The organism is Gordonia alkaliphila, assembly GCF_023017165.1.
Lineage (GTDB): Bacteria > Actinomycetota > Actinomycetes > Mycobacteriales > Mycobacteriaceae > Gordonia > Gordonia alkaliphila.
Genome location: NZ_JALKBW010000001.1, coordinates 2,233,945 through 2,258,201 on the forward strand (window position 1 = coordinate 2,233,945; position 24,257 = coordinate 2,258,201).

The window sequence follows — 24,257 nt, forward strand, 5'->3', positions numbered from 1 at the left end:
TGTAGTTAACCACCGTCAGGTGGCGACGGTGGTCACTCTGGGAGTAGGTCCCGTCAGCCGGCGGCCTTGAATTCCGCGAAGCGCTGTTCCAGGCGTTGCTTGTCAGGACGGTCAGCTGTTCGTGGAGGCAGCCAGAGTTGTCGGTGGTCCATTTCCTGAATTCCATGCTTCAGCATGGGGCCGTCAACTTCTTCAAGAACTTCCTGGTTTACGCGGATCTCGTAGTCAGGGGAAATCCCGATAATATTCTGGTCATATGTAGCGTGGTGAATCTTGCAAAGGGCCAGTCCGTTCCGAACGATCGGCTGCCCACCAGGCATCCGATCTGGAATGATGTGAGCGGCGTCGAGAAGGTTTGGCTTCTTGAGGGAGCAGACGGCGCACTTGAGCTCATATGCGCGGAGGACCCGCGAACGGAACTCTGGCTGGTGAAGTCGCTGGCTGATTAGACGTTCGACATAGCTCTTCTGCGGGTCCGGGACGGACGTTGGGTCGATAAATCGAAGGCTTTCGTCCAGTGCCAGAAGAAACCTCTGATTCTCCGGCTCATCCTTCACAACGTAAACCGGCATGATGGGAACAAATCGTGCCGTAGCGACCTTCCTCAACATGATCACAGGTAGTTCCAGTTCCATGGCCGCACGGAGTTTTGCGTTTCTGCCACCCATGGGGTCGCCGCCAGCGCGAGGCTTTTCGTACGAATACCGGTACAGATAGCTGCCGTGGTCTCCATCGTCGTACTCGCTTTTGGGGTCACTCACGATAGTCAGGGTCGCTGCGTAGCCGCGCGGGTTCCAGATCCCGCGGGTGGTGTCTTTGATTCGCTCAGGTCCCCATCCGAAGTCGACGCTTTCTAGCCATTCGGTGGTCAGCACGGCATCTTCCTCAAACTTCCTGGCCAGTGTGGACATGAGGGCTTCGCGCTTCAGCAATTCGAAGTTGAGGTCATGCATGCACTGATCTTATGGTGAGGACTCGCGTCGATGAGGAAACTTCCTGGTGCTGGCTCGGGCACCCTTCAAGCCAGTGGGTTCTTGCAGAGGTCTGCGAGCGCGGCGCCGAGTCGAGCCATGGCGTCGTCGTCGGGCCGCAGTTGCAGATCAAGATAGACGTCCCTGCGGATCTCGATCATGATCGCGGTGACCGAGGGATTGGTGCGGTACTGCTTCAGCGGGACGTAGCAGCCGGCGTATGGCGCGTTCAGTGTGATGTCGTCGAACGTCGCGAAGGCGGTGCGGGCCGCGTCGATGAGCTCGGGAGGAGTGTGGAACTCGTCGACGCCGAGGCAGATCGCCGGGCGGGGGAGTCCGTGGTTTTCGAATGACGACGGCTGCGCGGGATAAGAGTGCACGTCGATCACGACAGTGCGCTCGGTCGCGGCCAACCGCTGGTCGACGAGGTCGGTCAGCTGCTGCGCGTACGGCCTGAAGTATCGAGTCAGCAGTTCGTCGCTGCGGTCCGCGGACAGGTCGCGCAGCGGAGCACCGTCGCAGGTGCGGGTGTACAGCGCTCCCCGACCGTGCGCGTTCATCGCTTCGGTGTCATCGGGGAAGCGCTCGGGGTCGACCACCAGGCGGCTCAATTGATTGATCACCATCGCCGGCCGGGGCGTCGCCTGCTCCCGGGCCAGGCGGGCGATGAGGTCGGTGGCAGTGTCGACGGACTCGTCCAGTTCCCGTTCCAGCGCCGGTCCTTCTATGAGGAAGTCGGCGCGGTCTTCGGCTGGGATGTGCCGTGAGGCGTGCGGCACGTGGAGGATCACCGGCGACGCGGCGTCGGCCGCGAACAGCGTCGTACTGGGCATGGTCATGTGAGGACCGTAGAGGCCGCTGCCGACATCACCTCTGGCTTTGTTCAGTCGTGGTGGGCGTTGTGCGCAGCTCGGCTGACCGTCTCCAAGACGCGGGTGAAGGCCGGGGCGGCGGGGTCGACGATGGTCACGTGGTTGGTGTCCGGAAGCAGCACGAAGTTCTGGATCGGATCCACGGAGGTGTAGCGCTCAGGAACTTCCTCGGGAGTGCCGCCGAGGGCGCGGACGATCCGGTCGTCGCCCAGCTTCACCGCGGTGCGCATGTCGAGCGGGCCGGCCAACGACACGACGCTGGTGGGCCGGTACTTCGGCCTCGCGCCGACCTCGTCGTCCGACGGGCGCGTCGCTTCGCTGTCGGTGACTATTGGTACGTAAGCGTCGGCCAACTCGGCTTCAGCGCTGCGACGAGCCTCGTCAATTTGCCAGTGTCTTAGAGGACGTTGGTTTCGTAGACGAACTTTCAGCGGCCGTCGCCGGAGCCAGAGCGTCGGCGCGCGACGTTGATGGCGGTCGGATTGCGCTCGGGCAGGCGGCTGGAGAACTCGACGAAGACATCCTCGCGGATCTGCGACCTTCGCGCGCCGCCGTGAACCAGTGGTGCGTAGATCATCCGATGGTGTCCTTGCTGTTATCCAGTTCATGGAATGGGTGAATTCCGGACCGGAAACATATTATTCGCCCTCTGCCTGCATCTATGCAAGAACGTTTGGCGCGCGGGCGTCCGTCTGCCTCTAGCGTTCGTTGCGAGCTTCGGGTCGAGGCCGAGGCACTTTGGAGAGCTTGGAGTGTGATGAAACCTCATTCGAGAATGCCCAGGTCATCGGTTGGATCATCGACGACGGTAGCTCCGGCACGGAGCCCTGCACGCTCGCCTGCTGTGGCGGTTGTCGGCAGCCTCGTGGCAGCCGTTGCCGTGATTCTGAGGTCAAGTCCCGAGTAGTGGTGTAGCGCTGCGATCCTTCGTTGGTGCTGGTTAAGCGCTGAGTTCGTGGGTGGTGTCGGCGTTTACCTCGATTCCGGTGGCGGGGACGGGGGTGAGTCGGCTTTTGGCGAGGATGTCCAGGCCGAGGTAGCGGCGGCCTTCTGCCCATTCGTCGGTCTGTTCGGCCAGGACTGCGCCGACCAGACGGACGATCGCGTCACGGTTGGGAAAGATCCCAACGCTGTCGGTGCGGCGTCGGATCTCCCGGTTGAGGCGTTCGTTGGGGTTGTTAGACCAGATCTGCTGCCAGAGTCCTTCGGGGAAACCGGTGAAGGCCAGGATGTCGGCCCGAGCGGTGTCGAGGTGATCGTGCGCGTCAGGCAGTTTGGTGTCGACGTAGTCGAGCAGTCGGTCGAACTGGGCGTTGACCGAGGCGGCGTCGGGCTGGTCGTATACCGAGTGCAGCATCGCTTTGACTGCCGGCCACAGACTTTTCGGGGTGACGCTCATCAGGTTCGCCGCGTAGTGGGTGCGGCAGCGTTGCCATGCTGCCCCGGGCAGGTTCGCTGCGATCGCTTCGACGAGGCCGGCATGAGCATCGCTGGTTACCAGCCGGACTCCGGTCAGGCCGCGGGCGACCAGGTCGGCAAAGAAGCTGTTCCACGCCACTGTGGTTTCCGCGGTGGCTACCTGCAGGCCCAAGACCTCTCGGCGCCCGTCGGCGTTGACCCCGGTCGCGACCAGCACGACCGCGTTGACCACGCGACCACCTTCACGGACCTTCATCGTCAACGCGTCCGCGGCGACGAACGTGAACGGGCCCGCTTCACTCAAGGGGCGGTGCCGGAACTGCTCGACGTGCTCATCGAGATCAGCGGCCATCCGCGAGACCTGGGACTTCGACAGCGAGTTGATCCCCAGTGTCTTGACAAGCTTGTCCATGCGGCGGGTGGACACCCCGGCGAGGTAGCAGTCAGCGACCACGGTGATCAACGCTGCTTCGGAGCGTTTGCGCCGCTCGAGCAGCCATTCCGGGAAATACGTGCCCTGCCGCAGTTTGGGGACAGCGACATCGATCGTTCCGACCCGAGTATCGAGGGCGCGGTGCCGGTATCCGTTGCGCTGGTTGGTGCGCTCAGCTGATCGCTGCCCCCATTCAGCGCCGCATACCGCGTCGGCATCAGCGGAGAGCAGGGCGTTGATCACAGCTTGCAGCAGTTCGCGCATCAAGTCCGGCGACGCATCGCTCAGGGCTTGGCTCAGCAAGCCCGAAGGGTCGACAATGTGTGGTGCGGTCATCGTGATGACTCCGTTCGAGTGGGTTGTAGGAGATTCCTCGAAGGATCACACGGTGACCGCTCCCGCTCCGAGCAACGACACGCTGCTCGTCATGGTCCCGGTCACCGGGCTACATCACTCTATGGGGCACTACTGATTCTGATGGTGACTGTTCCCTCTGGTTCGGCAGGAGCGGAGACGCCCGCCGAACGATGCAAGCGTGAGACGACTACGTACAACTCCGCTTGGAAGAACGCGTGGGCGCAGGCGAACCCAGGGAAGAAGGCAGCCGATGCACCTCCGCCTCCCGTGCCCTACAGATGTGGCGGTGGGGGCGACGGCGCGGAGCCGCCATTGCCGTCGACGGCGCCACCGGCCGGAGCGGTCGGACCTCACGATGAACCATTCAACGATCCTGAGCGTCATGGCGATGACAAGCAGCAACGGCGCGAGGGGAGCGATCTCCCAACTGAGCGGGTGGAGCCTGTGTCAGGGGTGAAGCCCGGACAGCCGCCGATTGACGATTCGTCGATCGGTGCCGGACCTATTGAGCGGGCGCTGATCAGACTCATTTTCGAAGCACGCCGTGAGGTCGACGGTGGCAGTCAATTGATCGCCTACTGCGAGATCAAGGTTCACAACGTGCATCAATCACAAGGCTCTCCTGAGTTCATGGACGTCAAGGCCTCAAAGGACAATAAGAACTGCTGGGGCCCCATCGATCGAATCGTTGTGAGGATAGGCTTCTTCGAGAAGCGTGTACTCCGTCTTCGGCCGGATCAGTGGCATTCAGTGGATCAGAGTTTCGCGATGCGGGTTGTTGAGGATCCATTGGGAAAGGGCAGACGCAGCACCTTCATGTCAAACGGTGACACTCGCTGCACATCGGGGATCTACAAGGGGTACGGCGATGGCTACTTCGTGGTCAACGGGCAACCATATGCCTCGTTCCAACCAGGGTGGGGTCCGGAAAGTGACGTGGTCTGCAAGTGAGTGACTCCATCAACGAGAGGAGCGGGACCGCTATGTACGTCACGCGAGTTCAAGATCGACTGTCGGAACGTGTCGACGCCAACCCGGTGTACTACGTGTACGACTGGTATGGGGACCCCGCGCGGGCGACACTGGCACGAAGTTCGCTGGTGGTCTCAGACGCGTCGAGCGTGGTGGAGGTGATCGACTGGGTTCGGGATCGGCGAAGCGCTCCGGGAGGCCACGACCGGTCAGACCCGACGCTCCACAGCAGCGAGGTCTTCGTGCTCGCGGCGGAGGACAGATCGCTGACTCAAGTCCATCTATGGACGTGCTTCCACCGACCGGCCGCCGCGCTCGTCGACGGCACGCACACCGAAGCCATCTGGCCGCGGGACGAGGACTACGGTGCTGATCCTGCGCCGTGGATCGCGGAGGTCAGCGCTGCGACCGGTGTCGACCATTCGATCGTGAGTACCGCGGCAGTGAAGCTCGCTGCCGAGGAGTACATCGACTGGTCGTCGTCGATGACCGCCGAGCAAGCGGCGAAACTACGCATCGCCGTCACGCGATGGGCCGAGGGCGGCGCGCAGTTGTAGGCACCCTGCCAGCACGGCCGCTGGTTCGTCTACGCGTGGTGGGCGTTGTGCGCGGCGCGGCTGATCGTCTCCAAGACGCGGGTGAAGGCCGGGGCGGCGGGGTCGACGATGGTCACGTGGTTGGTGTCCGGAAGCAGGACGAAGTTCGCGGTGCCGCCGGCTTTGGTTGCGGCGTCGACGTAGTTGCGCGAGACCACCGGCGGCACGACGCGATCCTTGGCGCCGACCATCGCGATTGTCGGCATGGACGGGTCGATGTTCTGGATCGGATCCACGGAGGTGTAGCGCTCGGGGACTTCCTCGGGGGTGCCGCCGAGGGCGCGGACGATCCGGTCGTCGCCCAGCTTCACCGCGGTGCGCATGTCGAGCGGGCCGGCCAACGACACGACGCTGGTGGGCCGGTACTTCGGCTTCGCGCCGACCTCGTCGTCGTCGAGCTTGTGTCGGGTCCCCGCCCACATGGCGAGCTGGCCGCCGGCCGAATGCCCGACGACGACGGCGTTCTTCATGTCGATCGCGGGATTGGCCTTGCCGATCTGCGGCGCGAAGTCGAGGGCGGCGGCCACGTCGGCGAAGGTCTGCGGATACCCGCCGCCGGAACCGAGGCGCCGGTACTCGAGGTTGTAGACCGCGAGCCCGCGCTCGGCGAGCCGCCGGGCGAAGGTGACGAAGGTGTCGGCGCCGATCTGCGACTGCCACGAGCCGCCGTGGATCAACACCACCAACGGCACCGAGCCGTCGGGGTGATCGCCCTTCGGCATGAACAGGTCCACCCAGTTCTGGTCGTGGTCGCTCTCGCCCTCGGCGACCGGATAGACGTAACGTTCGGCGTCGACGTTCGACGACGCGATCACCTGAGCGAACGACTCCGGGGCCTCGCTCGCTGGAATCGGCGCGGGCACGGCACTGCCCTCGGTGTCGGTGGAGCAGCCCGCGACGAGGACTGCGGCGGTCAGGGCGGCGAGCAGGCCGCCGGCGGTGCGGTGCATCGTCGACATCAGCTCATCGCTCCGTTGAGCAGGGACGTCGGGATCAGGCCGTCGGCCAAGCCCCATTTCTCCGCGATCCGTTTGATCTCGCCATCGTCGATCAGGCGTTGAATCGATTGCTGCAGCACCGGTCCGAGGGCGGATCCCTTGGCGACGGCGAAGGCGTACGGCTGGGTGTCGAACGGGGCGTCGGCGGTGCTGAGGGCGGTCGGGTCCTTCTTGACCTCCCACAAGATGGCCGGTGAATCCGCCGACACGGCGTTGATGTCACCCTCGCGCAGCGCGGTCAAGGCCGCGTCGAGGCTGTCGAACCCGACCACCTCGATGGCCTTCTTGCCGGTGTCGGTGCAGGCGTCGTTCTTGGCCGGCAATTCGATGAGGAACTGGATGGTGGCGGTCTCGGCGCCGACCTTCATCCCGCACGCGTCGTTGGGGTCGACGTCGGTGCCGGCCTTGCGCGCCCACTGCGTCCCGGCGCTGAAGTAGGTCACCATGTCGACCTGCTTCTGCCGCGCGACGGTGTCGAAGAGGCCGCGGGCGGCGACGTCGTTATTGCCGTCGGCGACGCTGGACAGCAGCGCCGGGAAGGGAGTCTGGCGGAAGTCGGTCTCGAGACCAAGATTGTCGGCGACGGCGTTGAGCACGTCCACGTCGAAGCCGACCAGCTTGCCGTTCTCGTCGAACTCCATGGGGGCGAACGGGGCGTCGGTGCCGACGGTGAGCTTGCCGGAGTCCCGAATCTGTTGGGGCAGCTCGTTTCTGAGTGCCTGCGTGGCATCATCGGCGTCGTTCGACGACGAACAACCGGCGAGTGCGGCGGCTGACAATAGTAGGGCGCCGGCCAATGCGGCTCCGCGTCGTCCGAGTTTCACCAAGCACTCCTCATGTCCGCCCCCGGTCGCTTGACCTTACTCTTCGGCGAACTCGCGGAGTGTTGGGTGTCACACATACCGTTTCCGCTGAGCGGCTGCGGTCAGGGGGTCTTCCGCAGCGCGCGACGGGCGAAGTCGTCGAGCGCGTCGGTGACGTCGGTGGCGCACCACATCCGGTTGCGCCGAAATCCGGTGAACTCGCGCAGGATCCCCGCGTCGACCAGGGGGCCGATCGCGCGTGCGGCATTGGTCGGGGAGATCCCCAGGGCTTCCGCCGCGCTAGCGCCGTCGACCACCGGCTGGCGCACGAGGACCTCCATCAGGTCCCGGGCGCGGGCGTCCGCACGGAGTTTCACCCGCGAATCCCAGTCGGTGCGGATGGCGCGAATGTCGGCGACGAGGCGACTGCCGTTGACGACCGCGGTCTGCGCGGCCGTCGCGACGGCTTCGATGATGGGGGTGATGTCGCCGTGGCGGTAGGAGTCCAGGGCGCGGAAGTAGCCGTCGGTGTCGGTGAGCAGGCCCGCGGACACCGGGACGGTGACATTGCGGGTGAGCCCGAGGGCCATCAGCATCGCCTGGAGCAGCGCGCGTCCGGTGCGGCCGTTGCCGTCGGGGAACGGGTGAATCGTCTCGAATTGCGCGTGCGCCAGGGCGATCTGAGCCAGCGCCGGCAGATCGGTGCGCGCAGTGAAGCCGATCAGGTCGTCGATCAGTTCGGGCACGTGCGCGGCCTGTGGCGCGACGTAGTCGGCGTCGTGCGGCCCGATACTGCTCCCGCCGATCCACACGGCTTCGGTGCGCCAGCGTCCGGCGATGTCCGGAGCGTGGTGGGACATCAGCGCGTCGTGCATCGCCAAGATCGCGTCGGCGTCGAGGTTGTCGGCGAGCGCCAGCGCGGCGCGCATGGCGGCGACATTGCCGACGATCTCGGTGGCGTTCCGCTTCTCGCGGCTGCCGAGTTCGGCGAGGGCGATCTGTTTGGCGCCCGATGACAGATTCTCGATCTGCGACGACGCGGCCGCTTCGGAACGCAGCAGGACGGTGGCGAACGGGGCGAGCTCGGCGCCGAGTTCTGCATCGAATCGCGTGATCAGCGTGCTCGCGTCGTCGACGAGGCTGTGGAGCTCGGGGGTGAGATACGGGGTGCGGTCGGCGATCGGCGCTACGGCGGCCGCGAGGTACGGTCCGCGATAGCGCGCGCGTTGCGCCCGGGTGAGCAGTTCCGACGGCACGGTGGGGTTCCAGTCGACTTGCTCGAGGTCGACGCTCGGCCAGGTGCTTCCGTCGGGTGACGTCACGGGTCGATCTTATCTTCACTTACGGGGTTAAGTGAAGATAAGAGGCTTCGACAGGCTCAGCCGGCGGGACTGCTCAGCCGGCGGGGACGACTCAGCCGGCGGGACTGCTCAGCTGGCGGAGGCGGGCTGTCAGGAGAAGAGGTGCTGGCCCCAGTATTCGCCGGGCTTGAGGCCGGCGGGCACAGCGAAGTGCGCGGAGCCGTTCGGGATCAGGTACTCGGTCATCGCGTCCTTGCGGGACATGTCGTGCTGCATCGGAATGAACTGCGAGTGCGAGTCGCGGTTGAAGGCGATGAAGAACAGCCCGGCGTCGAGGTGGCCGAAACCGTCGGAGCCGTCGGTGAAGTTGTAGCCGCGCCGGAGGATACGGACGCCGCCGCGATTCTTCGGATTCGTCACGGCCACATGGGAATTGCGCGGAATCACCGGCGCACGACCGCTGGTCACCTGGAAGTCGGGCTCGTCGAATTCGTTGACCTGACCCAATGGTGCGCCGGGCCCCTTGGTGCGTCCGACGATCAGCTCCTGCTCCAGCAGGTTGGCGCGATCCCACGGCTCGATGTCCATCCGGATCCGGCGGGCCACGAGGTAGGTGCCGCCCGTCATCCATTGCGCCGCAGGCGGATTGTCGGCCTCGTCGACCCACACCCACTTGTTCAGGTCGTCGGTCTCGTCAGCCCGGATGTTGGCGGTGCCGTCCTTGAAACCGAACAGATTGCGCGGGGTGTCCTGCGCGCGGGTGGTCGACGCCGTGCGGCCGAAGCCGAGCTGCGACCAGCGCACCGACACCACGCCGACGCCGATCCGCGCGAGATTGCGGATGGCGTGCACGGCGACCTGCGGGTCGTCGGCGCACGCTTGCACGCAGATGTCGCCGTAGCTGCGCTGCGGCTCGATCTTCTCCGCGGCGAAGGCGGGCAGATCGGTGAGCCCGGCCGGCTTGCGCGCGGCCAGCCCGAAGCGATCGGGCCGGTCCGGGTAGGCGGAGCTCGGGCCGAACAGGCCGGGCCCGAAACCGATGGTCAGGGTCAGGTGCGCGGCCGACAGTCCGAGTGCTTCTCCGGTATCGCTGGGCGGCACGTAGTCGCCGAGGCCGACGGCGCCGTCGGGCGTCACCTCGTGGCCGTGGGTCAGCCGCTCGGCCGCCGCCGTCCACTTCTGCAGCATGTCGACGACGTCTTCGCGCTTGTCGGTGATGACGTCGAAGGCGGCGAAGTGCAGGCGGTCCTGGGCCTCGGTGACGATGCCGGCCTGGTGCGGTCCGCGGAACGGGACGACGTGCGAGCGCTCGACGTCGGCGTCGCGGGCGAGGGCGTAGCCCCCGCCGAACCCGACGGCGGCCGCGCCCACGCCGGCGGCACCGATCACCGCGCGACGACTGACCTTGCTCATTCCTGCTTCACCTCGTTCGAATTCCTGCGGCACCGGGTCCGTTGCCGGCCCTACCGGGCGCTCATTCCTGCATCACGATGCCGGGCACCTGGGACAGGGTGGCGCTCAGCGCGTCGATCTTGTCCGACAGTTCGCGGCGCTTGGCCTCGGAGACGGTGTCGTAGGAGACGTAGCCGTCACCCGAGCGGAGTGCGTCGATCTCGCCGCGCACCACACCGAACTGCTCGGTGATCTTGTCCATCAGGGCGGGGTTGCGCGCGGAGATGATCGGCGCCATCTCGGCGATCAGCGTCTCGGCGCCGTCGACGTTGGCCGCGAAGTCCCAGAGGTCGGCGTGGCTGTACCGGTCCTCTTCGCCGCCGACCTTGGTAGCCGCGATCTCGTCGATCAGCGCCTGCGGGCCCTGGACGAACATGCGGGTCTCGAAGTCGAAGTCCGGCTTGTTGACCTCGGCCTGCAGAGTCTTGACGTCGGTGAGCAGGCCGTCGGCGATCTTGTCGATCGACGCCTTGTCGTCGTTCTTGGCGGCGTGTGCGGCGTCGGCCGGCGCCACCTGACCGGGTGCGTCGCCGATCTGCTCGGGCTTGGGCGCCCACAGGTACCTCTCGATGCGGTGGAAACCGGTGAACTCCTGCTGGCCGTCCTCGGTGTCGTCCCAGCGCATGTCGATCTTCGGGTCGAGGTCCTGGAAGCTCTCGGCCACCGGCTCGACGCGTTCGAAGAAGGTGCGGGTCAGGCCGAAATCGGCGCGCGCGGCGTCCAGGTTTCCGGACTTCACCGCGTTGACGAAGATCTCGGTCTGGGCCACCAGGCCGTCGAGCTGCCCGCGCACGTAGGTGAGGTAGCGTTCCTTGGCCTGCTCGACGTCGGCCGGCGCCTGCGACTTCTCCTTGGCCTCACCGGTCACCGTGAGGTCGCTGCGGATGCCGGTGCCGACCATGCCGGGCTTGCAGGCCACCTGGTAGGTGCCCGGCTCGGTGAACCGCACGGTCATCGTGCTCTTGAGCCCGGGGCCGATGTTCTCCACCTCGCCGAGGACGCGGTTGTTCTGGCCGAAGACGTAGAACTCGGTGACCTTGCTGCCGTTGTTGGTGATGGCGAAGCTGACGTCGCCGGTCACCGCCTCGCTGGTGGTCAGATCGCACTTGTCGTCGGTGGAGCTGACCGCGATCGCGTCGGCCGACGACTTCGCTTGGCACGCAGCCAGAGTCAGCGGGACGGTGAGTGCGAGGCCGACGGCGGCCACTCGTCGGACGTTAAACGGATGCGCCATCGGCGACTACCTTTCGAGAGGGGATCCGGCCGCGAAGCAGGAACAGGGGAGTGACGATTCCGACGTACGCGACCCAGGCGATGACCTGCAGCCACGACGGGTTCGCCGAGAAATTGAAGATTCCGGAGAAGATGGCGCCGTACCAGCTGCTGGTGTCGTACCAGGAGCTGATGTCGTAGGCGACGTTGTTCATGCCGGGCAGCCAGCCGTAGACCTGCAGGGCGTGGACGCCGTACGACAGGATGCCGGCGGCCACCACGATCAGGAACAGGCCGGTGTAGGTGAAGAACTTGTTGAAGTCGAGCGAGACGGTGCCGAAGTACAGCAGGGTGGTGAGTCCGGCGGCGATCGCGATGCCGATCAGCAACCCCACCAGCGGCCAGATGCCGCCGGAGACGTTCTCGGCGTAGCCGACCATCAGCAGGGCGGTCTCGAATCCCTCGCGGCCGACGGCGAGGAAGGCCACGCTGAACACGGCGATCCCGCCGATCTCCAACGCCGAGGCCAGCCCCGACTTCAGATCACCGGAGAGGTGGGCGGCCGCCTTGCGCATCCACAGCAGCATGGATGTGACGATCGCCACGGCGACCAGCGAGGCGATTCCGGCGATCAGCTCCGCGGTGAGATTGGAGACGGTCGACGTGCCGAACTGGATGATCAGGAACGTGCCGATGGTCATGGCCAGCGCGGCGATCACACCCGCCCACAGCCAGCGCAGGGCATCCCGGCGACCGGACTTGGCGGCGAAGGCGATCAGAATCATCACGACGATCCCGGCTTCGAGTCCCTCGCGTACACCGATGAGGCCGCTGCCGACCATCTTGGTGACAACGGACGGCGCTGCGTCGGCGAGAACTGTCATGAAAGTGACTTCTTACTGTTTGTCCGTTTCGGGTAGGCAACCCTAAGTTGCCTCGGAAAACACTAACGCGGGCCGTCGGAGCGCACAAAGTCGGACTGCAGAAATCGGGGGTCGGAGCAACCGAATCGGGGTCGGAAGACCTCGTTGCGGGCGGGCGACGTCCGACGTCGGGAACTCCGCGCGAGATTGCGGCGTTACCCCCTTGGTGTGGCATCCTGACCCATCGGTGAAAGGAACGACTGCGATATGACTACTCTGCGACGGCGCCTGGTCGCGCCGCTGCTCCTCGGTAGCGTCGCGTTGGCCGCCTCGGCTTGTGTCTCCATGCCGTGGGATCAGCCGGACATTCCCGAAGGCATCCCGCCCGGCCCGGGTGTGCAGCAGCCGTACATCGACATCAATCAGCCCGGCCGCACTGCCGACAAGATGCGCGAGTGGGCCGAGCCGATCGCCGAGGCCACCGGGATTCCGGTCACCTCGCTCGAGGCCTACGGCAACGCCGCGGAGATCCAGCGGCAGCAGCACCCCGAGTGCGGCCTCGCCTGGACCACGCTGGCCGGTATCGCCGGGGTGGAGAGCAAGCACGGCGAGCATCGCGGCGCGGAAGTGGCCGCCAACGGCGACGTCCGGCCGGAGATCCGCGGCATGGCGCTAGACGGCACCAAGGGCAACTGGGAGATCCGCGACTCCGAGGGCGGCAAGCTCGACGGCGACACGCTCTACGACCGTGCGATGGGCCCGTTCCAGTTCATTCCGGAGACCTGGCAGCGCTTCGGTGTCGACGCCAACGGCGACGGTGTGGCCGACCCGGACAACATCGATGACGCCGCGCTGTCCGCGGCGCGCTACCTGTGCGTGTCCGCCGGCGGCGACATGACGACGCCGGCCGGTTGGGAGAAGGCGGTCCTCACGTACAACAACTCCATGTCGTACGTGATCCGGGTGCGCAACCACGCCAATGCCTACTCCGTCAACGTGCGCTACTGACCTCCATTAGGCTGGACCCCGAACTCGTCGACGCCAACACCGGGCGTCGGCACGACTGGCGAATGGGGCTGGGCAGTGGCAATTATCGAGCAGGTCGGCGCACGGGAGATTCTGGATTCGCGCGGTAACCCGACCGTCGAGGTGGAAGTTCTCCTCGACGACGGCACGTTCTCGCGGGCAGCGGTGCCGTCGGGCGCCTCCACCGGCGAGCACGAGGCCGTGGAACTGCGGGACGGTGGCGACCGCTACCTCGGCAAGGGCGTCACCAAGGCCGTGCAGGCCGTGCTCGACGACCTGGCGCCGGAGGTGGTCGGCTACGACGCCGACGACCAGCGCACCATCGACCAGATCCTGATCGAGACCGACGGCACGCCGGACAAGTCCCGCGTCGGCGCCAACGCCACCCTCGGTGTGTCGCTGGCTGTGGCGCGCGCCGCCGCCGAGTCGGCCGGTCTGCCCATCTACCGCTACGTCGGCGGTGCCAATGCGCACCTGCTGCCGGTCCCGATGATGAACATCATCAACGGTGGCGAGCACGCCGACAACGGCATCGACTTCCAGGAGTTCATGATCGCGCCGATCGGCGCGCCGACCTTCGCCGAGTCGCTCCGCTGGGGCGCCGAGGTGTACCACTCCCTCAAGTCGGTGCTGCACAAGCAGGGTATGAGCACGGCGCTCGGCGACGAGGGCGGCTTCGCCCCGAACCTGCCGAACACCGAGTCGGCCATCGCCGCGATCGCCGAGGCCGTGGAGAAGGCGGGCTACAAGTTCGGCAGTGACATCGCGATCGCGCTGGACTCGGCGTCGACCGAGTTCTTCAGCGGCGGCAAGTACCGCCTCGAGGGCAAGGACCTCTCGGCCGATCAGATGATCGACTTCTACACCAAGCTGGTCGGCGAGTTCCCGATCGTCTCCATCGAGGACGGCCTGGCGGAAGACGACTGGGCCGGCTGGGCGTCGCTCACCGAGGCGCTCGGCGACAAGGTGCAGTTGGTGGGCGACGACCTGTTCGTCACCAACCCGGAGCGCCTGGCCGAAGGCATCGAGAAGGGCGTCGCGAACGCGCTGCTGGTGAAGGTCAACCAGATCGGCACGCTCACCGAGACCCTGGACGCCGTCACCATGGCGCACAACTCGGCGTACGCCACCATGATGAGCCATCGCTCGGGCGAGACCGAGGACACCACCATCGCCGACCTGGCCGTCGCCTGCGGCAGCGGTCAGATCAAGACCGGCGCGCCGGCTCGCTCGGAACGCGTGGCCAAGTACAACCAGCTCCTGCGGATCGAAGAGGGCCTGGGCGACGCGGCACGCTACGCGGGTGCCGAGGCGTTCCCGCGTTTCGGCGCGTGAGCGTGATTAGCTAGAACGATGGCGACGAGCGAGTCCGGGCGAGACGGCCGGGCGCGGGGTTCTGGACGTGCACGCACGTCCAGAGCGGCCGGGCCCGCGGTCCGTCGAACCCGGACTCGCTACCGTCGGGACACCGATGGGTCGACGACGTCGACCGGGTCGGTGGCCGTCGTCGACGCACCGATCATCGACGACGAGGTGTTCGACGACGCACCGGGGTCCGCAGGTCTGCGTCTGCCGGCGATCTTCTCCCGGTTCACCTCGGTGAACTCGCGACGGGTGCTCGGCATGGCGCTGGTGCTCGTACTGCTGGCGGTGACGCTGGCGGTCCCGGTGCGCACCTACTGGTCGCAGCGCGGCGAGTTCAACCGCTTGCAGGCCGCCAACGAACAGTTGGCCCGCGACGTCGAGCACTATCAGCGTCGCGTGACCGAACAGAACGACCCCGCCTACATCGAGGCCGCGGCGCGCGAGCAGCTGCAGTACGTGATGCCGGGGGAGAAGCCGCTGGTGCTGACGTATCCGTCGCGCGAGCAGCAAGAGAAAGCACAGGAGAAGGAACGCAAGTACGCGTCCAATCCCTGGTACCAGAATTTGTGGGACGCGGTGTCCACACCGCCGGAGGACAAGTGAGCATTTCCCAGTCGCAACTCGACGCCATCGCCGACCAGCTGGGTCGGGAACCGCGGGGGGTGCTGGAAGTCAGCTACACCACGCCCGACGGCCGGCCCGCCGTGGTCAAGACCGCGCCGCGGTTGCCCGACGGCACGCCCTTCCCGACGCTCTACTACCTCACCGATCCGCGCCTCACCGGTGCGTGCAGCCGCCTCGAATCCGGCGGCGTGATGCGGGAGATGTCGGCACGACTGCTCGACGACGCCGAGCTCGCCGCCGGGTACCGACGCGCCTACGAGAGCTACCTCGCCGAACGCGACGCGATCGAGTCGCTCGGCACCGACTTCGCCGGCGGCGGCATGCCCGACCGGGTTAAGTGCCTGCACGTGCTGGCCGCGCATTCGCTGGCCAAGGGGCCGGGCGTGAATCCGCTGGGCGACGAGACGGTGGCGCTGCTCGCCGACGTCGAGAAGCTGCGCGGTATCGCGGTGCCCGCCGACTGGCCGGCCCTGGAAACGCCTTCTGCGGCTTCGGATTCCTGAGCCGATGGCACGCGTAGCCGCCGTCGACTGCGGCACCAATTCCATTCGTCTGCTCATCGCCGACTCCGACGGTGCCGGCGGCCTCGTCGACGTGGTGCGGGACATGGTGATCGTTCGCCTCGGTGAAGGGGTGGACGCCACCGGGCGCTTCCGTGACGACGCCATCGAGCGGACGCGGGTGGCCCTCGCCGGTTACGTCGATGCGATGAGAACCCATGGCGTGCACCGGGTTCGGATGGTCGCGACGTCGGCCACGCGGGACGCGAGTAACCGCGACGCGTTCTTCGCCATGACCGCTGAGCTCCTCGGTCAGGTGGTCCCGGGCGCGGTGGCCGAGGTGATCTCCGGCGACGAGGAAGCGCACCTGAGTTTCCGCGGGGCGGTCGGCGGGCTCGACCCGGCCGAAGGTCCGTTCGTGGTCACCGACCTCGGCGGCGGCAGCACCGAGGTGGTCATGACCGACGCCGCCTACTCGGCGAACATCGGCTGCGTGCGGCTCACCGAACATTCGCTGCACTCGGATCCGCCGACCCCGGCCGAGGTGGAAAGCGCGGAAGCCTTTGTGGCGCAACGTCTTGCGCCGGCCTTCGAGGCGGTTGCGGTGGAGCGGGCGCGGACCTGGGTGGGGGTGGCCGGTACCTTGACGACGATCGCCGCGCTCGACCTGGGCCTGACCGAGTACGATTCGGACGCCATCCATCTGTCCCGCCATGCGTTCACCGACGTGGAGAAGATCTGCCGCGATCTGGTGGCGGACACGCGGGCCGTCCGCGCGGCGATGGGGCCGATGCACCCGGGCCGCGTCGACGTGATCGGTGGCGGAGCGTTGGTGACCATCGCGCTCGCGCAGGAGTTCTCGCGTCGGGCCGGGATCTCCGAGTTGGTGGTGAGCGAGCACGACATCCTCGACGGCATCGCACTGGGCCTGCTGGACTGAGGGATTCCCGGTTAGGCTACGCTCGCCTAACTGGCACCACGAAGGGAATACCTCTCCATGAAGCGATCGATGAAGGCTCTGGCGGCGGGCGCCGCCATGCTGATGGCGGCCGGCCTGCTCACCGCATGCGGTTCGAGCGACGACAGCTCCGACGCCGTCACCCTCTACTCGGGACGCTCGGAAGAGCTCGTCGGCCCCCTGATCACCCGCTATCAGTCCGATGGCATGAACATCCAGGTCTCCTACGACCGCAAGGCCACCCAGATCCTCGAAGAGGGCGAGGCCTCGCCGGCCGACCTGTTCTTCGCGCAGGACGCGGGCGAGCTCGGTCGCCTCTCGGATGCGGGCCTGCTCGCCAAGCTGCCGGCCGACCTGACCGAGGTGGCCGACCCGCAGTACCGGACCGCCGAGGGCAACTGGGCCCCGGTGACCGCGCGCTCGCGCGTGCTGGCCTTCAACCCGGAGAAGATGGCCGCCGCCGACCTGCCCGAGGGCATCGACGGGCTGCTCGATCCCAAGTTCAAGGGCCAGATCGGCTACGCGCCGACCAACGCCTCGTTCAAGTCGTTCGTGACCGCGCTGCGCGTGTTGCGCGGTGAGGACGGCGCCCGCGCCTGGCTCACCGCCTTCCTCGCCAACGATCCGCAGAAGTTCGAGAAGAACGGTCAGATTCTGGACGCCGTGAACGCGGGCACCGTCGCGACCGGCCTGATCAATCACTACTACTGGGCTGCCGCGGTGATGGAGAAGGGTGAGGAGAACGTTCCCGCTCGCCTGCACTTCTTCAAGAACGACGCCGGTGCGCTGGTGAACGTCGCCGGTGTCGGCGTGTTGGAGTCCTCGCCGAACAAGGACGCCGCCTTCGACGTGATCCGCGCCCTGCTGAACGACGATTCGCAGCGCTACTTCGCCGAGGAGACCGGGGAGTACCCGATCGCCGTCGACGTGCCGCTGACCGTCCCGGGCCTGCCCCGACTCAACGAGCTCTCCCCGCCGAAGCTGGACCTCGACGATCTCGCTGATCTGGACGGCACCGAAGCGCTCCTGACTCAGGTCGGTGCGCTGTAAGGAAGGCCGCACTCACACTCATCGTCACCGCGATCTGCCTTTTGGTCGCGGTGCCGTTGGTGTATCTGGTCATTCGCGTGGCCGAGGCCGACGACGTCTGGGGCATCATCTGGCGGGCTCGCACTGCCGAACTGGCCCTGGCCACCGTCGGTCTCGCGCTCACCGTCACGGCTTTCTCGCTGATTCTCGGCGTGGGCCTGGCGGTGGCCGCCGCGCAGGTCAGCGGCGGTCGGTCGTGGATGGTGGGCGTGCTCGCCACCCCGCTGGCCGTGCCGTCGTACCTGACCGGTTTCGCCTGGACCCGGCTGTTCCCCGGGTTCGAAGGCTTCTGGGCCGCGGTGCTGGTGATGACCGTGGCCTGCTACCCGCTGATCCTGCTGCCGGTGGCGGCGGCACTGGCGGGATCGGGCCGCTCCCTGCACGACGTCGCACGCACCCTCGGACGCGGTCCGATGCGCACCTTCACAGCCGTGACGCTGCGTCTGGTCCGCCCGGCCGCCGTCGGCGGCGCGCTCCTGGTGGCGCTCTACGTACTCGGCGACTTCGGCGGCCCCGCGTCGGTGCGCTTCGAGTCGTTCACCGTCGGCATCTACAACGCCTACAACGGCGCGTTCGACCGGGTGCTCCCGGCCGTCTACAGCGTCATCCTGATCGCCGCGGCACTCATTCTGGCCGGCTTGGAGCGTCGTGCCCGTCGTACCGACAGCCGACCGCTGGGCGGGGTGCAGACCGGGTCGCGCAGCGCCGGTCCGTGGGCGCGGACGCTGGCGTGGGTGGCGATGGTCGGCACACTGACGGTGGCCATCGTGATCCCGGTGGTGTCGCTGATTCGGGAGATCACGCAGTCGCGCCGGCTGGCCGGTCGGTCCGTCGGCGAGATCCTGGCCTGGGCCTGGCCCGACGTCGCCGCGACCCTCGGCTACGCCGGGGCGGGCGCGCTGGTGGTCACGGTCCTGGCCCTCCCGATCGCGCTGTACACCGCGAAACCGCCGCGCCGCGGCGCGGGCCTGGTGGAGCAGGTCTCCTACCTCGGCTACACGCTGCCCGGCGTCACCGTCGGTCTCGCCGTCGTGTTCCTGGGCATTCGCCTCGGCCGCGACTTCTACCTCACGCCCGGCCTGCTCATCGCCTGCTACGCCATGCTCTTCCTGCCGATGGCCGTCGCCCCGATCCGCACCGGCTTCGACGCGACCGCCGGGTCGCTGTCGGACGCGGCCCGCACCCTGGGCGCGAGCCCCTGGTCGGTGCTGTGGCGGGTCCGCCTCCCGCTGGTGGCGCCGGGCATCGCCGCCGGTGCCATGCTCGCCGGCCTGGCCATCGCCAAGGAACTGCCGGCCACCCTGTTGCTGCGACCCATCGGGACGTCGACCCTGGCCACCCACATGTGGAGCCTGTCCAACGACGGCGCGTCCGGGGAAGCGGCCGTCCTCGGCCTGATCCTGATGGCCGTGGCCGCGGTGCCCGCGGCGATCCTCTCCACCCTGCTCCTCTCGAACGGAGGCCGACGTTGACCGAGACGATGCTGAACGTGGCGGGGGTGTCGGTGGCCTACGGCAACCGGACCGTCCTCGACGACGTGAACCTCACCGTGCCCGCCGGATCGATCACCGCAGTCCTCGGGCCGTCCGGGTGCGGCAAGACCACGCTGCTGCGCGCCATCGCCGGACTGGAACCGATCACCGCCGGGCAGATCTCGATCGCCGGGGAGGTGGTCTCCGACGATCGCCGCCAGGTGGCGCCGGAACACCGCGATGTGGGCCTGGTGCCTCAGGACGGCGCACTCTTTCCGCACCTGACCGTGCGCCGCAACATCGGCTTCGGCATCCGGAGCCGTGCCGGGCGCGCTGCGCGGGTCGAGGAGATGGTGGAGCTGGTGGGCTTGGGCGACGTCGCCGATCGTCGACCGGCGAAGCTGTCCGGCGGTCAGCGGCAGCGCGTGGCGCTGGCCCGAGCGCTGGCACCGGCGCCGTCGCTGATCGGGCTGGACGAACCGTTCTCGGCGCTCGACGCCGGGCTGCGCACGCGGCTGCGCACCGAGGTGGGGCGACTGCTGCGGCAGTACGGTGCCACCGCGCTGCTGGTGACCCACGATCCGGTGGAAGCACTGGCGTTGGCCGATCAGGTGGTGGTGCTGCTCGACGGCAAGGTCCGGCAGTCGGGCACGCCCGAAGACGTCTACGTGAATCCGGCCGACGCGCGCGTGGGGGAGCTGTTCGGCGACCTGAATCGCGTGGCGCTCGACGGCCAGGTGCACGTGGTCCGTCCGCACGAGGTGCGGTTGGCGCCGGTCAGCGCGTCGCGTGCGGGACAGCAGGCTGTCGGCCGGGTGGCCGCGATCGAGTTCCGCGGTTCGTACCACCTGGTGGTCGTGGAACCGAGCGGCGCCGAATTCGAGGCGGAGACGGTGATCTCCGTGGTGGTGCCGGCAGCAGAGACCGTCCCGTCGCTGGGCGACGAGACGGCCGTCGAGCTGGCTGCGCTGCCTCCGCTTTAGCGGGCGCAGGCCTCGCAGACCGAGTCAGGGATGACCCCGGCGCGCTGCAGATGGCCGAAGACGTAGCAGCCGAGGCAGAAGCCGAAGGCGCATTCGAGGAACGCGGCGACGATCAGCACGCCGACCACGATCTGCGCCGCCAGGCCCAGGCCGACCAGCGAGAGAATCAGCGCGGTGACCGAGAAGGCCACGCCCACGGCCTGCGCGAATCGCTTCGGCGGCCCCGGAACGATCTTCTCCTTCTTGACCACCTTGGGCACGATCACGTGCACGGCGAGACGGCCGAACGGCGAATAGCGCGGACCGCCGGCTACGCGGAGAACGAACCCGACGGCCAGCACGGCGTACAGCCACCACTGGTCGACGGCGATGGCGGCGACCGCGAGGGCGATCACGAGGCCGGCGGTGCTGCGCGCGGCGTAGTCGTTGACGGGGTTCGGGAAGGCGAACCAGGCGCGCGGACCGCTGAGCGGGGTCGCCTCCACCGCGATCGTCGTCTCGACCTTCGTGAACACGTCTGTCACCACTGCCTCCATCGTCGCCGGACTTCCGCCGGACGACTCAGGCTACGTCGCGGGGCAACGGCGGCGACACAATTGAAACCGCCGTGATTTCAACGCCGCCAGCGAACTCTGGGCAACGGGCGTGGGGAGGTCCCGTCGGTACGGCGTCAGCGGAATTCGGTGAGTACTTCGAGGACGGCGTCGCCGTACTTGGCGAGCTTGCCCTGGCCGACGCCGGAGACGTCGAGCAGAGCGTCCAGGTCGACGGGCCGCCGCTGGGCGATCTCCTCGAGGGTGTTGTTGTTGAAGACCGTGTACGGCGGGGCACCGAGTTCGCGGGCCACCGACGTCCGCCAGCTGCGCAGCGCTTCGAACACCTCGCCGTCGCGCTCGGACAGGTCGGTGGCGGCGCGTTTGGCCTGCCGACCGGCCGAGGACCGGACCCGCTTGGCCTCCTCGCGGAAGGTCACCGTGGTGTCGCCGCGGAGCACGCTGCCGGAGGCTTCGGTGAGGGTCAGCACGCCGTACTCGCCGTGCGGGGCGAGGAAGCCCTGGGCGATGAGCTGCCGGATCACGCCGCGCCAGCCGGTCTGATCGAGTTCGGTGCCGATCCCGAAGGTGCTCAGCTGCTCGTGTCCCAGCTGCTGGATGCGGGCGTTGGACTTGCCGAGGAGGATGTCCACCAGGTGCCCGGCGCCGTAGCGCTGGCCGTTGTATTCGCGGTCGAGCCGCCAGACGGTGGAGAGCACCTTCTGCGCCGCGACGGTGCCGTCCCAGGTGGCGGGCGGACTGAGGCAGGTGTCGCAGTTGCCGCACGGCGCGATCTCCTGCCCGAAGTACCGCAGCAGCTGCACGCGGCGGCAGGTGGCCGTCTCGCAGAGGGCGAGCATGGCGTCGAGGAGTCGGCCCTGCGCCATCTTGTGGGTCTGGTCGCCGTCGGACATGTCGATCATGCGACGTTGCTGCACCACGTCGGCCAGGCCGTACGCCATCCAGGCGACCGACGGCAGGCCGTCGCGGCCGGCACGTCCGGTCTCCTGGTAGTAGCCCTCCACGCTCTTGGGCAGATCCACGTGCGCCACGAAGCGGACATCCGGCTTGTCGATGCCCATGCCGAAGGCGATGGTCGCCACCACCACGGTGCCGTCCTCGGCCAGGAACCGTCGCAGGGTGGCCGCGCGCTCCTCGGCGGGGAGCCCGGCGTGATAGGGCATCGCGTCGATCCCGTTGTCGCTCAAGTACTTCGCGTACTTCTCGACGCTCTTGCGGCTGAGCGCGTAGACGATGCCGGTCAGCGGCACGCCGTCGTCGAAGCCCTCGGTCTTGATGAAGTCCAGCAGCTGGCCGGCGACGCGGTCCTTGGCTTCGATGCGGTAGCTGATGTTGGGGCGGTCGAAGCTGGAGACGAACTGCTCTGCGCCGCCGAGGTGGAGGCGGTCGACGATCTCGCGGCGCGTCCGGTCGGTCGCGGTGGCGGTGAGCGCGATGCGGGGGACGTCCGGCCAGATCTCGGCGAGTTCGCCGAGGGCGAGGTAGTCGGGCCTGAAGTCGTGGCCCCACTGGCTGACGCAGTGCGCTTCGTCGATCGCGATCAGCGACAGCTTTCCGCGACTGAGGAATTCGCGCATCTGCGGTTGGCTCAGTCGTTCCGGGGCGATGTAGAGCAGATCCAGCTCGTCGGCGAGGTAGGCTTCTTCGACGGCGATGCGTTCGGGAAAGCTCTGGGTGGAGTTCAGGTACGCCGCGCGGACGCCGAGCTGCTGCAGGGCGCCCACCTGATCGGCCATCAGCGCGATCAGCGGGGACACCACCACGGCGCAGCCGTCGCGCACCAGGGCCGGGACCTGGTAACAGAGACTCTTGCCGCCGCCGGTCGGCATCAGGACCAGGGCGTCGCCGCCGTCGATCACCTGGCGGACGATCTGTTCCTGGTCGCCGCGGAAAGCGTCGTAACCGAAGACGGTGCGCAGCACCTCGTGCGGGTCGGACATCGAGGATCTACTGCGCGTCCTCGTCGGTGGTCTCGGCGCTGCGGGCGGCCTTCGCGGCCTCGCGCATCTCGAAGCCGTCGGTCACCAGGTCGCCGATCTCGCGGGTCACGTCGACGATGGCCGTGGTGATGATCGACGCGATGGTGCCGACGCGGTGGGCGGTGTTCTCGACGATGTCTTGCACCAGGTCCTTGTTACGTTCCAGCTTGCCCACCACGTCGACTCCTTCTCGTCCTTGCCCGTCGGCACCGACGATACCGACCGGGGCCGACGGCGACCCCGACCGCTATGCGGCCTTGGTGGAGCGGGTGGCCTTGGCGGCGTCGCCGCAGCGCTCGATGTTGAGGACGATGTCGTTGTCGTCGCGGGTGAACGAGTTCGGCAGCGACAGCTTGGCGATCTTCTTCCACGTCGAGCCGAGCTGGCGGCTCAGCGAGCCGGTGTTGTACGGCAATCCGTACTTCTCGCAGATCGCGCGGACCTCGACGGCCATCTCCGGGTAGCGGTGGGCCGGGACGTCGGGGAACAGGTGGTGTTCGATCTGGTGGCTGAGGTTGCCGCTCATGATGTGGAACAGTTCGCTGCCCTCGATGTTCGCCGAACCGAGCATCTGCCGGAGGTACCACTCGCCCTTGGTCTCGTCGGCGGTCTCCTCCTGGGTGAAAGTCTGTGCGCCGGTGGGGAAATGGCCGCAGAAGATGATCGAGTAGGTCCAGACGTTCCGGATCAGGTTGGCCCCGGCGTTGCCGATCAGCGTGGACACGAAGAACGGTCCCGTGAGAGCAGGCCAGATCACGTAGTCCTTGGCGACCTGCTTGCTGGCCTTGCGCCACATGCCCTTCACCAGGCCCTTGACGTCGGACCACTTGCGGCGCCCGGCGAGGACGTTCTCGGCTTCGAGGTCGTGGAGCATGACGCCCCACTCGAACAGGAGCATGAGCGCGGTGGCGTAGCCGAGATTGCCGAGGAAGTAGGGGTTCCACTTCTGGTCGCGGGACATGCGCAGGATGCCGTAGCCGATGTCCCGGTCCTCGCCGATCACGTTGGTGAAGGTGTGGTGCAGGTAGTTGTGGCTGTGCTTCCACTGCTCGCCCGGGCACACGGTGTCCCAGTCGAACTCACGCGAGTTGTACGTGTCCTCGCGCATCCAGTCGTACTGGCCGTGCATCACGTTGTGGCCGATCTCCATGTTGTCGAGAATCTTGGCCGCGCCGAGGGCGCCGACACCGGCCAGCCAGATCGGCGGAAGGAACGGGGCGTACATCATGGCGCGGCCCGCGAACTCGAGCTTCCGCTGCGCGCCGATGACCTTGTACAGGTAGTCGCGGTCGGACTGGCCCAGGTCGGCGACGATGCGAGCGCGCAACTCGTCGAGTTCCCGGCCGATCGCCTCGACCTGTTCGGCCGAGAGATTCACTTCGGTGCGGTCGGCTTCGGTCCGCTTCGCGGTGGTGAGGTTGATGGCCATGGCGAATGTCCTTTCGAGAGTGCGAGTGG

The 24,257-nt window shown here is 67.2% G+C and carries 25 protein-coding genes; 10 read left to right on the top strand and 15 right to left on the bottom strand.

The genetic code is table 11. The features are described from left to right. Positions 1-53: 53 nt before the first annotated feature. From MUG78_RS10110 to MUG78_RS10130, 5 genes are all read right to left on the bottom strand, one after another. Positions 54-953 carry an HNH endonuclease gene (locus MUG78_RS10110; RefSeq protein WP_246994436.1) on the bottom strand — a complete coding sequence of 300 codons (900 nt, stop codon included), beginning with the start codon at positions 951-953 and terminating at the stop codon, positions 54-56. 65 nt (positions 954-1,018) lie between these two features. Next, positions 1,019-1,810: an N-formylglutamate amidohydrolase gene (locus MUG78_RS10115; RefSeq protein ID WP_246994437.1), complete on the bottom strand. Its 792-nt coding sequence runs from the start codon at positions 1,808-1,810 to the stop codon at positions 1,019-1,021. Positions 1,811-1,854: 44 nt separating this feature from the next. After that, positions 1,855-2,196 (bottom strand): hypothetical protein, encoded by a 342-nt coding sequence (locus MUG78_RS10120; RefSeq protein WP_372493184.1) that lies wholly within the window; start codon positions 2,194-2,196, stop codon positions 1,855-1,857. Positions 2,197-2,270: 74 nt separating this feature from the next. Then, the gene (locus MUG78_RS10125; RefSeq protein ID WP_246994439.1) at positions 2,271-2,420 is read right to left on the bottom strand and encodes a hypothetical protein; all 150 of its coding nucleotides are present in this window, start codon (positions 2,418-2,420) and stop codon (positions 2,271-2,273) included. Between the two features lie 363 nt (positions 2,421-2,783). Beyond that, positions 2,784-4,031: an IS256 family transposase gene (locus tag MUG78_RS10130; protein ID WP_246994441.1), complete on the bottom strand. Its 1,248-nt coding sequence runs from the start codon at positions 4,029-4,031 to the stop codon at positions 2,784-2,786. 141 nt (positions 4,032-4,172) lie between these two features. Between MUG78_RS10130 and MUG78_RS10135 the strand changes: the two genes are divergently transcribed. Both MUG78_RS10135 and MUG78_RS10140 read left to right on the top strand, forming a co-directional pair. Next, the gene (locus tag MUG78_RS10135) at positions 4,173-5,003 is read left to right on the top strand and encodes a hypothetical protein (RefSeq protein ID WP_246994443.1); all 831 of its coding nucleotides are present in this window, start codon (positions 4,173-4,175) and stop codon (positions 5,001-5,003) included. Between the two features lie 32 nt (positions 5,004-5,035). Further along, positions 5,036-5,581: a hypothetical protein gene (locus tag MUG78_RS10140; protein WP_246994445.1), complete on the top strand. Its 546-nt coding sequence runs from the start codon at positions 5,036-5,038 to the stop codon at positions 5,579-5,581. Positions 5,582-5,610: 29 nt separating this feature from the next. Here MUG78_RS10140 and MUG78_RS10145 read toward each other — a convergent pair whose 3' ends face one another. From MUG78_RS10145 to efeU, 6 genes are all read right to left on the bottom strand, one after another. Further along, positions 5,611-6,579, bottom strand: coding sequence for an alpha/beta hydrolase family protein (locus MUG78_RS10145; RefSeq protein ID WP_246994447.1), 969 nt, complete (start codon positions 6,577-6,579; stop codon positions 5,611-5,613). Next, positions 6,579-7,442, bottom strand: a complete 864-nt coding sequence (locus tag MUG78_RS10150; protein WP_246994449.1) for an ABC transporter substrate-binding protein — start codon at positions 7,440-7,442, stop codon at positions 6,579-6,581. The genes MUG78_RS10145 and MUG78_RS10150 overlap by 1 nt, the downstream gene beginning before the upstream one ends. Before the next feature lie 101 nt (positions 7,443-7,543). Continuing rightward, on the bottom strand, positions 7,544-8,743 hold the full coding sequence (locus MUG78_RS10155; RefSeq protein ID WP_246994451.1) for a Fic family protein: 1,200 nt from the start codon (positions 8,741-8,743) through the stop codon (positions 7,544-7,546). Between the two features lie 129 nt (positions 8,744-8,872). Further along, entirely contained in the window at positions 8,873-10,135 is a 1,263-nt protein-coding gene (gene efeB / locus MUG78_RS10160) for an iron uptake transporter deferrochelatase/peroxidase subunit (protein ID WP_246994453.1), read from the bottom strand. 61 nt (positions 10,136-10,196) lie between these two features. Beyond that, a complete protein-coding gene (efeO, locus tag MUG78_RS10165) occupies positions 10,197-11,408 on the bottom strand; it encodes an iron uptake system protein EfeO (protein ID WP_246994455.1) in 1,212 nt (403 codons plus the stop codon). Beyond that, positions 11,392-12,270, bottom strand: coding sequence for an iron uptake transporter permease EfeU (efeU, locus tag MUG78_RS10170; protein WP_246994457.1), 879 nt, complete (start codon positions 12,268-12,270; stop codon positions 11,392-11,394). The genes efeO and efeU overlap by 17 nt, the downstream gene beginning before the upstream one ends. Before the next feature lie 246 nt (positions 12,271-12,516). Between efeU and MUG78_RS10175 the strand changes: the two genes are divergently transcribed. The 8 genes from MUG78_RS10175 to MUG78_RS10210 all read left to right on the top strand — a co-directional run bounded on the left by MUG78_RS10175 (position 12,517) and on the right by MUG78_RS10210 (position 20,266). Continuing rightward, positions 12,517-13,257, top strand: a complete 741-nt coding sequence (locus tag MUG78_RS10175; RefSeq protein WP_246994459.1) for a lytic transglycosylase domain-containing protein — start codon at positions 12,517-12,519, stop codon at positions 13,255-13,257. Between the two features lie 75 nt (positions 13,258-13,332). Next, positions 13,333-14,610 carry a phosphopyruvate hydratase gene (gene eno / locus MUG78_RS10180; protein WP_246994461.1) on the top strand — a complete coding sequence of 426 codons (1,278 nt, stop codon included), beginning with the start codon at positions 13,333-13,335 and terminating at the stop codon, positions 14,608-14,610. 162 nt (positions 14,611-14,772) lie between these two features. Then, complete coding sequence (locus MUG78_RS10185) at positions 14,773-15,243, top strand: FtsB family cell division protein (RefSeq protein WP_246994463.1); 471 nt, start codon at positions 14,773-14,775, stop codon at positions 15,241-15,243. Continuing rightward, the gene (locus MUG78_RS10190; protein WP_246994465.1) at positions 15,240-15,767 is read left to right on the top strand and encodes a DUF501 domain-containing protein; all 528 of its coding nucleotides are present in this window, start codon (positions 15,240-15,242) and stop codon (positions 15,765-15,767) included. The genes MUG78_RS10185 and MUG78_RS10190 overlap by 4 nt, the downstream gene beginning before the upstream one ends. 4 nt (positions 15,768-15,771) lie before the next feature. Next, a complete protein-coding gene (locus MUG78_RS10195; protein WP_246994467.1) occupies positions 15,772-16,704 on the top strand; it encodes a Ppx/GppA phosphatase family protein in 933 nt (310 codons plus the stop codon). 57 nt (positions 16,705-16,761) lie between these two features. Further along, positions 16,762-17,772, top strand: a complete 1,011-nt coding sequence (locus MUG78_RS10200) for an extracellular solute-binding protein (RefSeq protein WP_246994469.1) — start codon at positions 16,762-16,764, stop codon at positions 17,770-17,772. Between the two features lie 59 nt (positions 17,773-17,831). Beyond that, positions 17,832-19,283 (top strand): ABC transporter permease, encoded by a 1,452-nt coding sequence (locus tag MUG78_RS10205; protein ID WP_246994471.1) that lies wholly within the window; start codon positions 17,832-17,834, stop codon positions 19,281-19,283. After that, positions 19,280-20,266, top strand: coding sequence for an ABC transporter ATP-binding protein (locus tag MUG78_RS10210; RefSeq protein WP_246994473.1), 987 nt, complete (start codon positions 19,280-19,282; stop codon positions 20,264-20,266). The genes MUG78_RS10205 and MUG78_RS10210 overlap by 4 nt, the downstream gene beginning before the upstream one ends. Here the strand turns inward: MUG78_RS10210 and MUG78_RS10215 are convergent. From MUG78_RS10215 to MUG78_RS10230, 4 genes are all read right to left on the bottom strand, one after another. Continuing rightward, positions 20,263-20,781, bottom strand: a complete 519-nt coding sequence (locus MUG78_RS10215; RefSeq protein ID WP_372493288.1) for a DUF4395 domain-containing protein — start codon at positions 20,779-20,781, stop codon at positions 20,263-20,265. The two genes, MUG78_RS10210 and MUG78_RS10215, sit on opposite strands and share 4 nt — an antisense overlap. A gap of 155 nt (positions 20,782-20,936) precedes the next feature. Continuing rightward, positions 20,937-22,760, bottom strand: a complete 1,824-nt coding sequence (recQ, locus tag MUG78_RS10220; RefSeq protein WP_246994476.1) for a DNA helicase RecQ — start codon at positions 22,758-22,760, stop codon at positions 20,937-20,939. 7 nt (positions 22,761-22,767) lie between these two features. After that, positions 22,768-22,977, bottom strand: a complete 210-nt coding sequence (locus MUG78_RS10225; RefSeq protein WP_246994478.1) for a hypothetical protein — start codon at positions 22,975-22,977, stop codon at positions 22,768-22,770. Positions 22,978-23,046: 69 nt separating this feature from the next. Next, positions 23,047-24,228 carry a fatty acid desaturase family protein gene (locus tag MUG78_RS10230; protein WP_246994479.1) on the bottom strand — a complete coding sequence of 394 codons (1,182 nt, stop codon included), beginning with the start codon at positions 24,226-24,228 and terminating at the stop codon, positions 23,047-23,049. Positions 24,229-24,257: the final 29 nt, after the last annotated feature.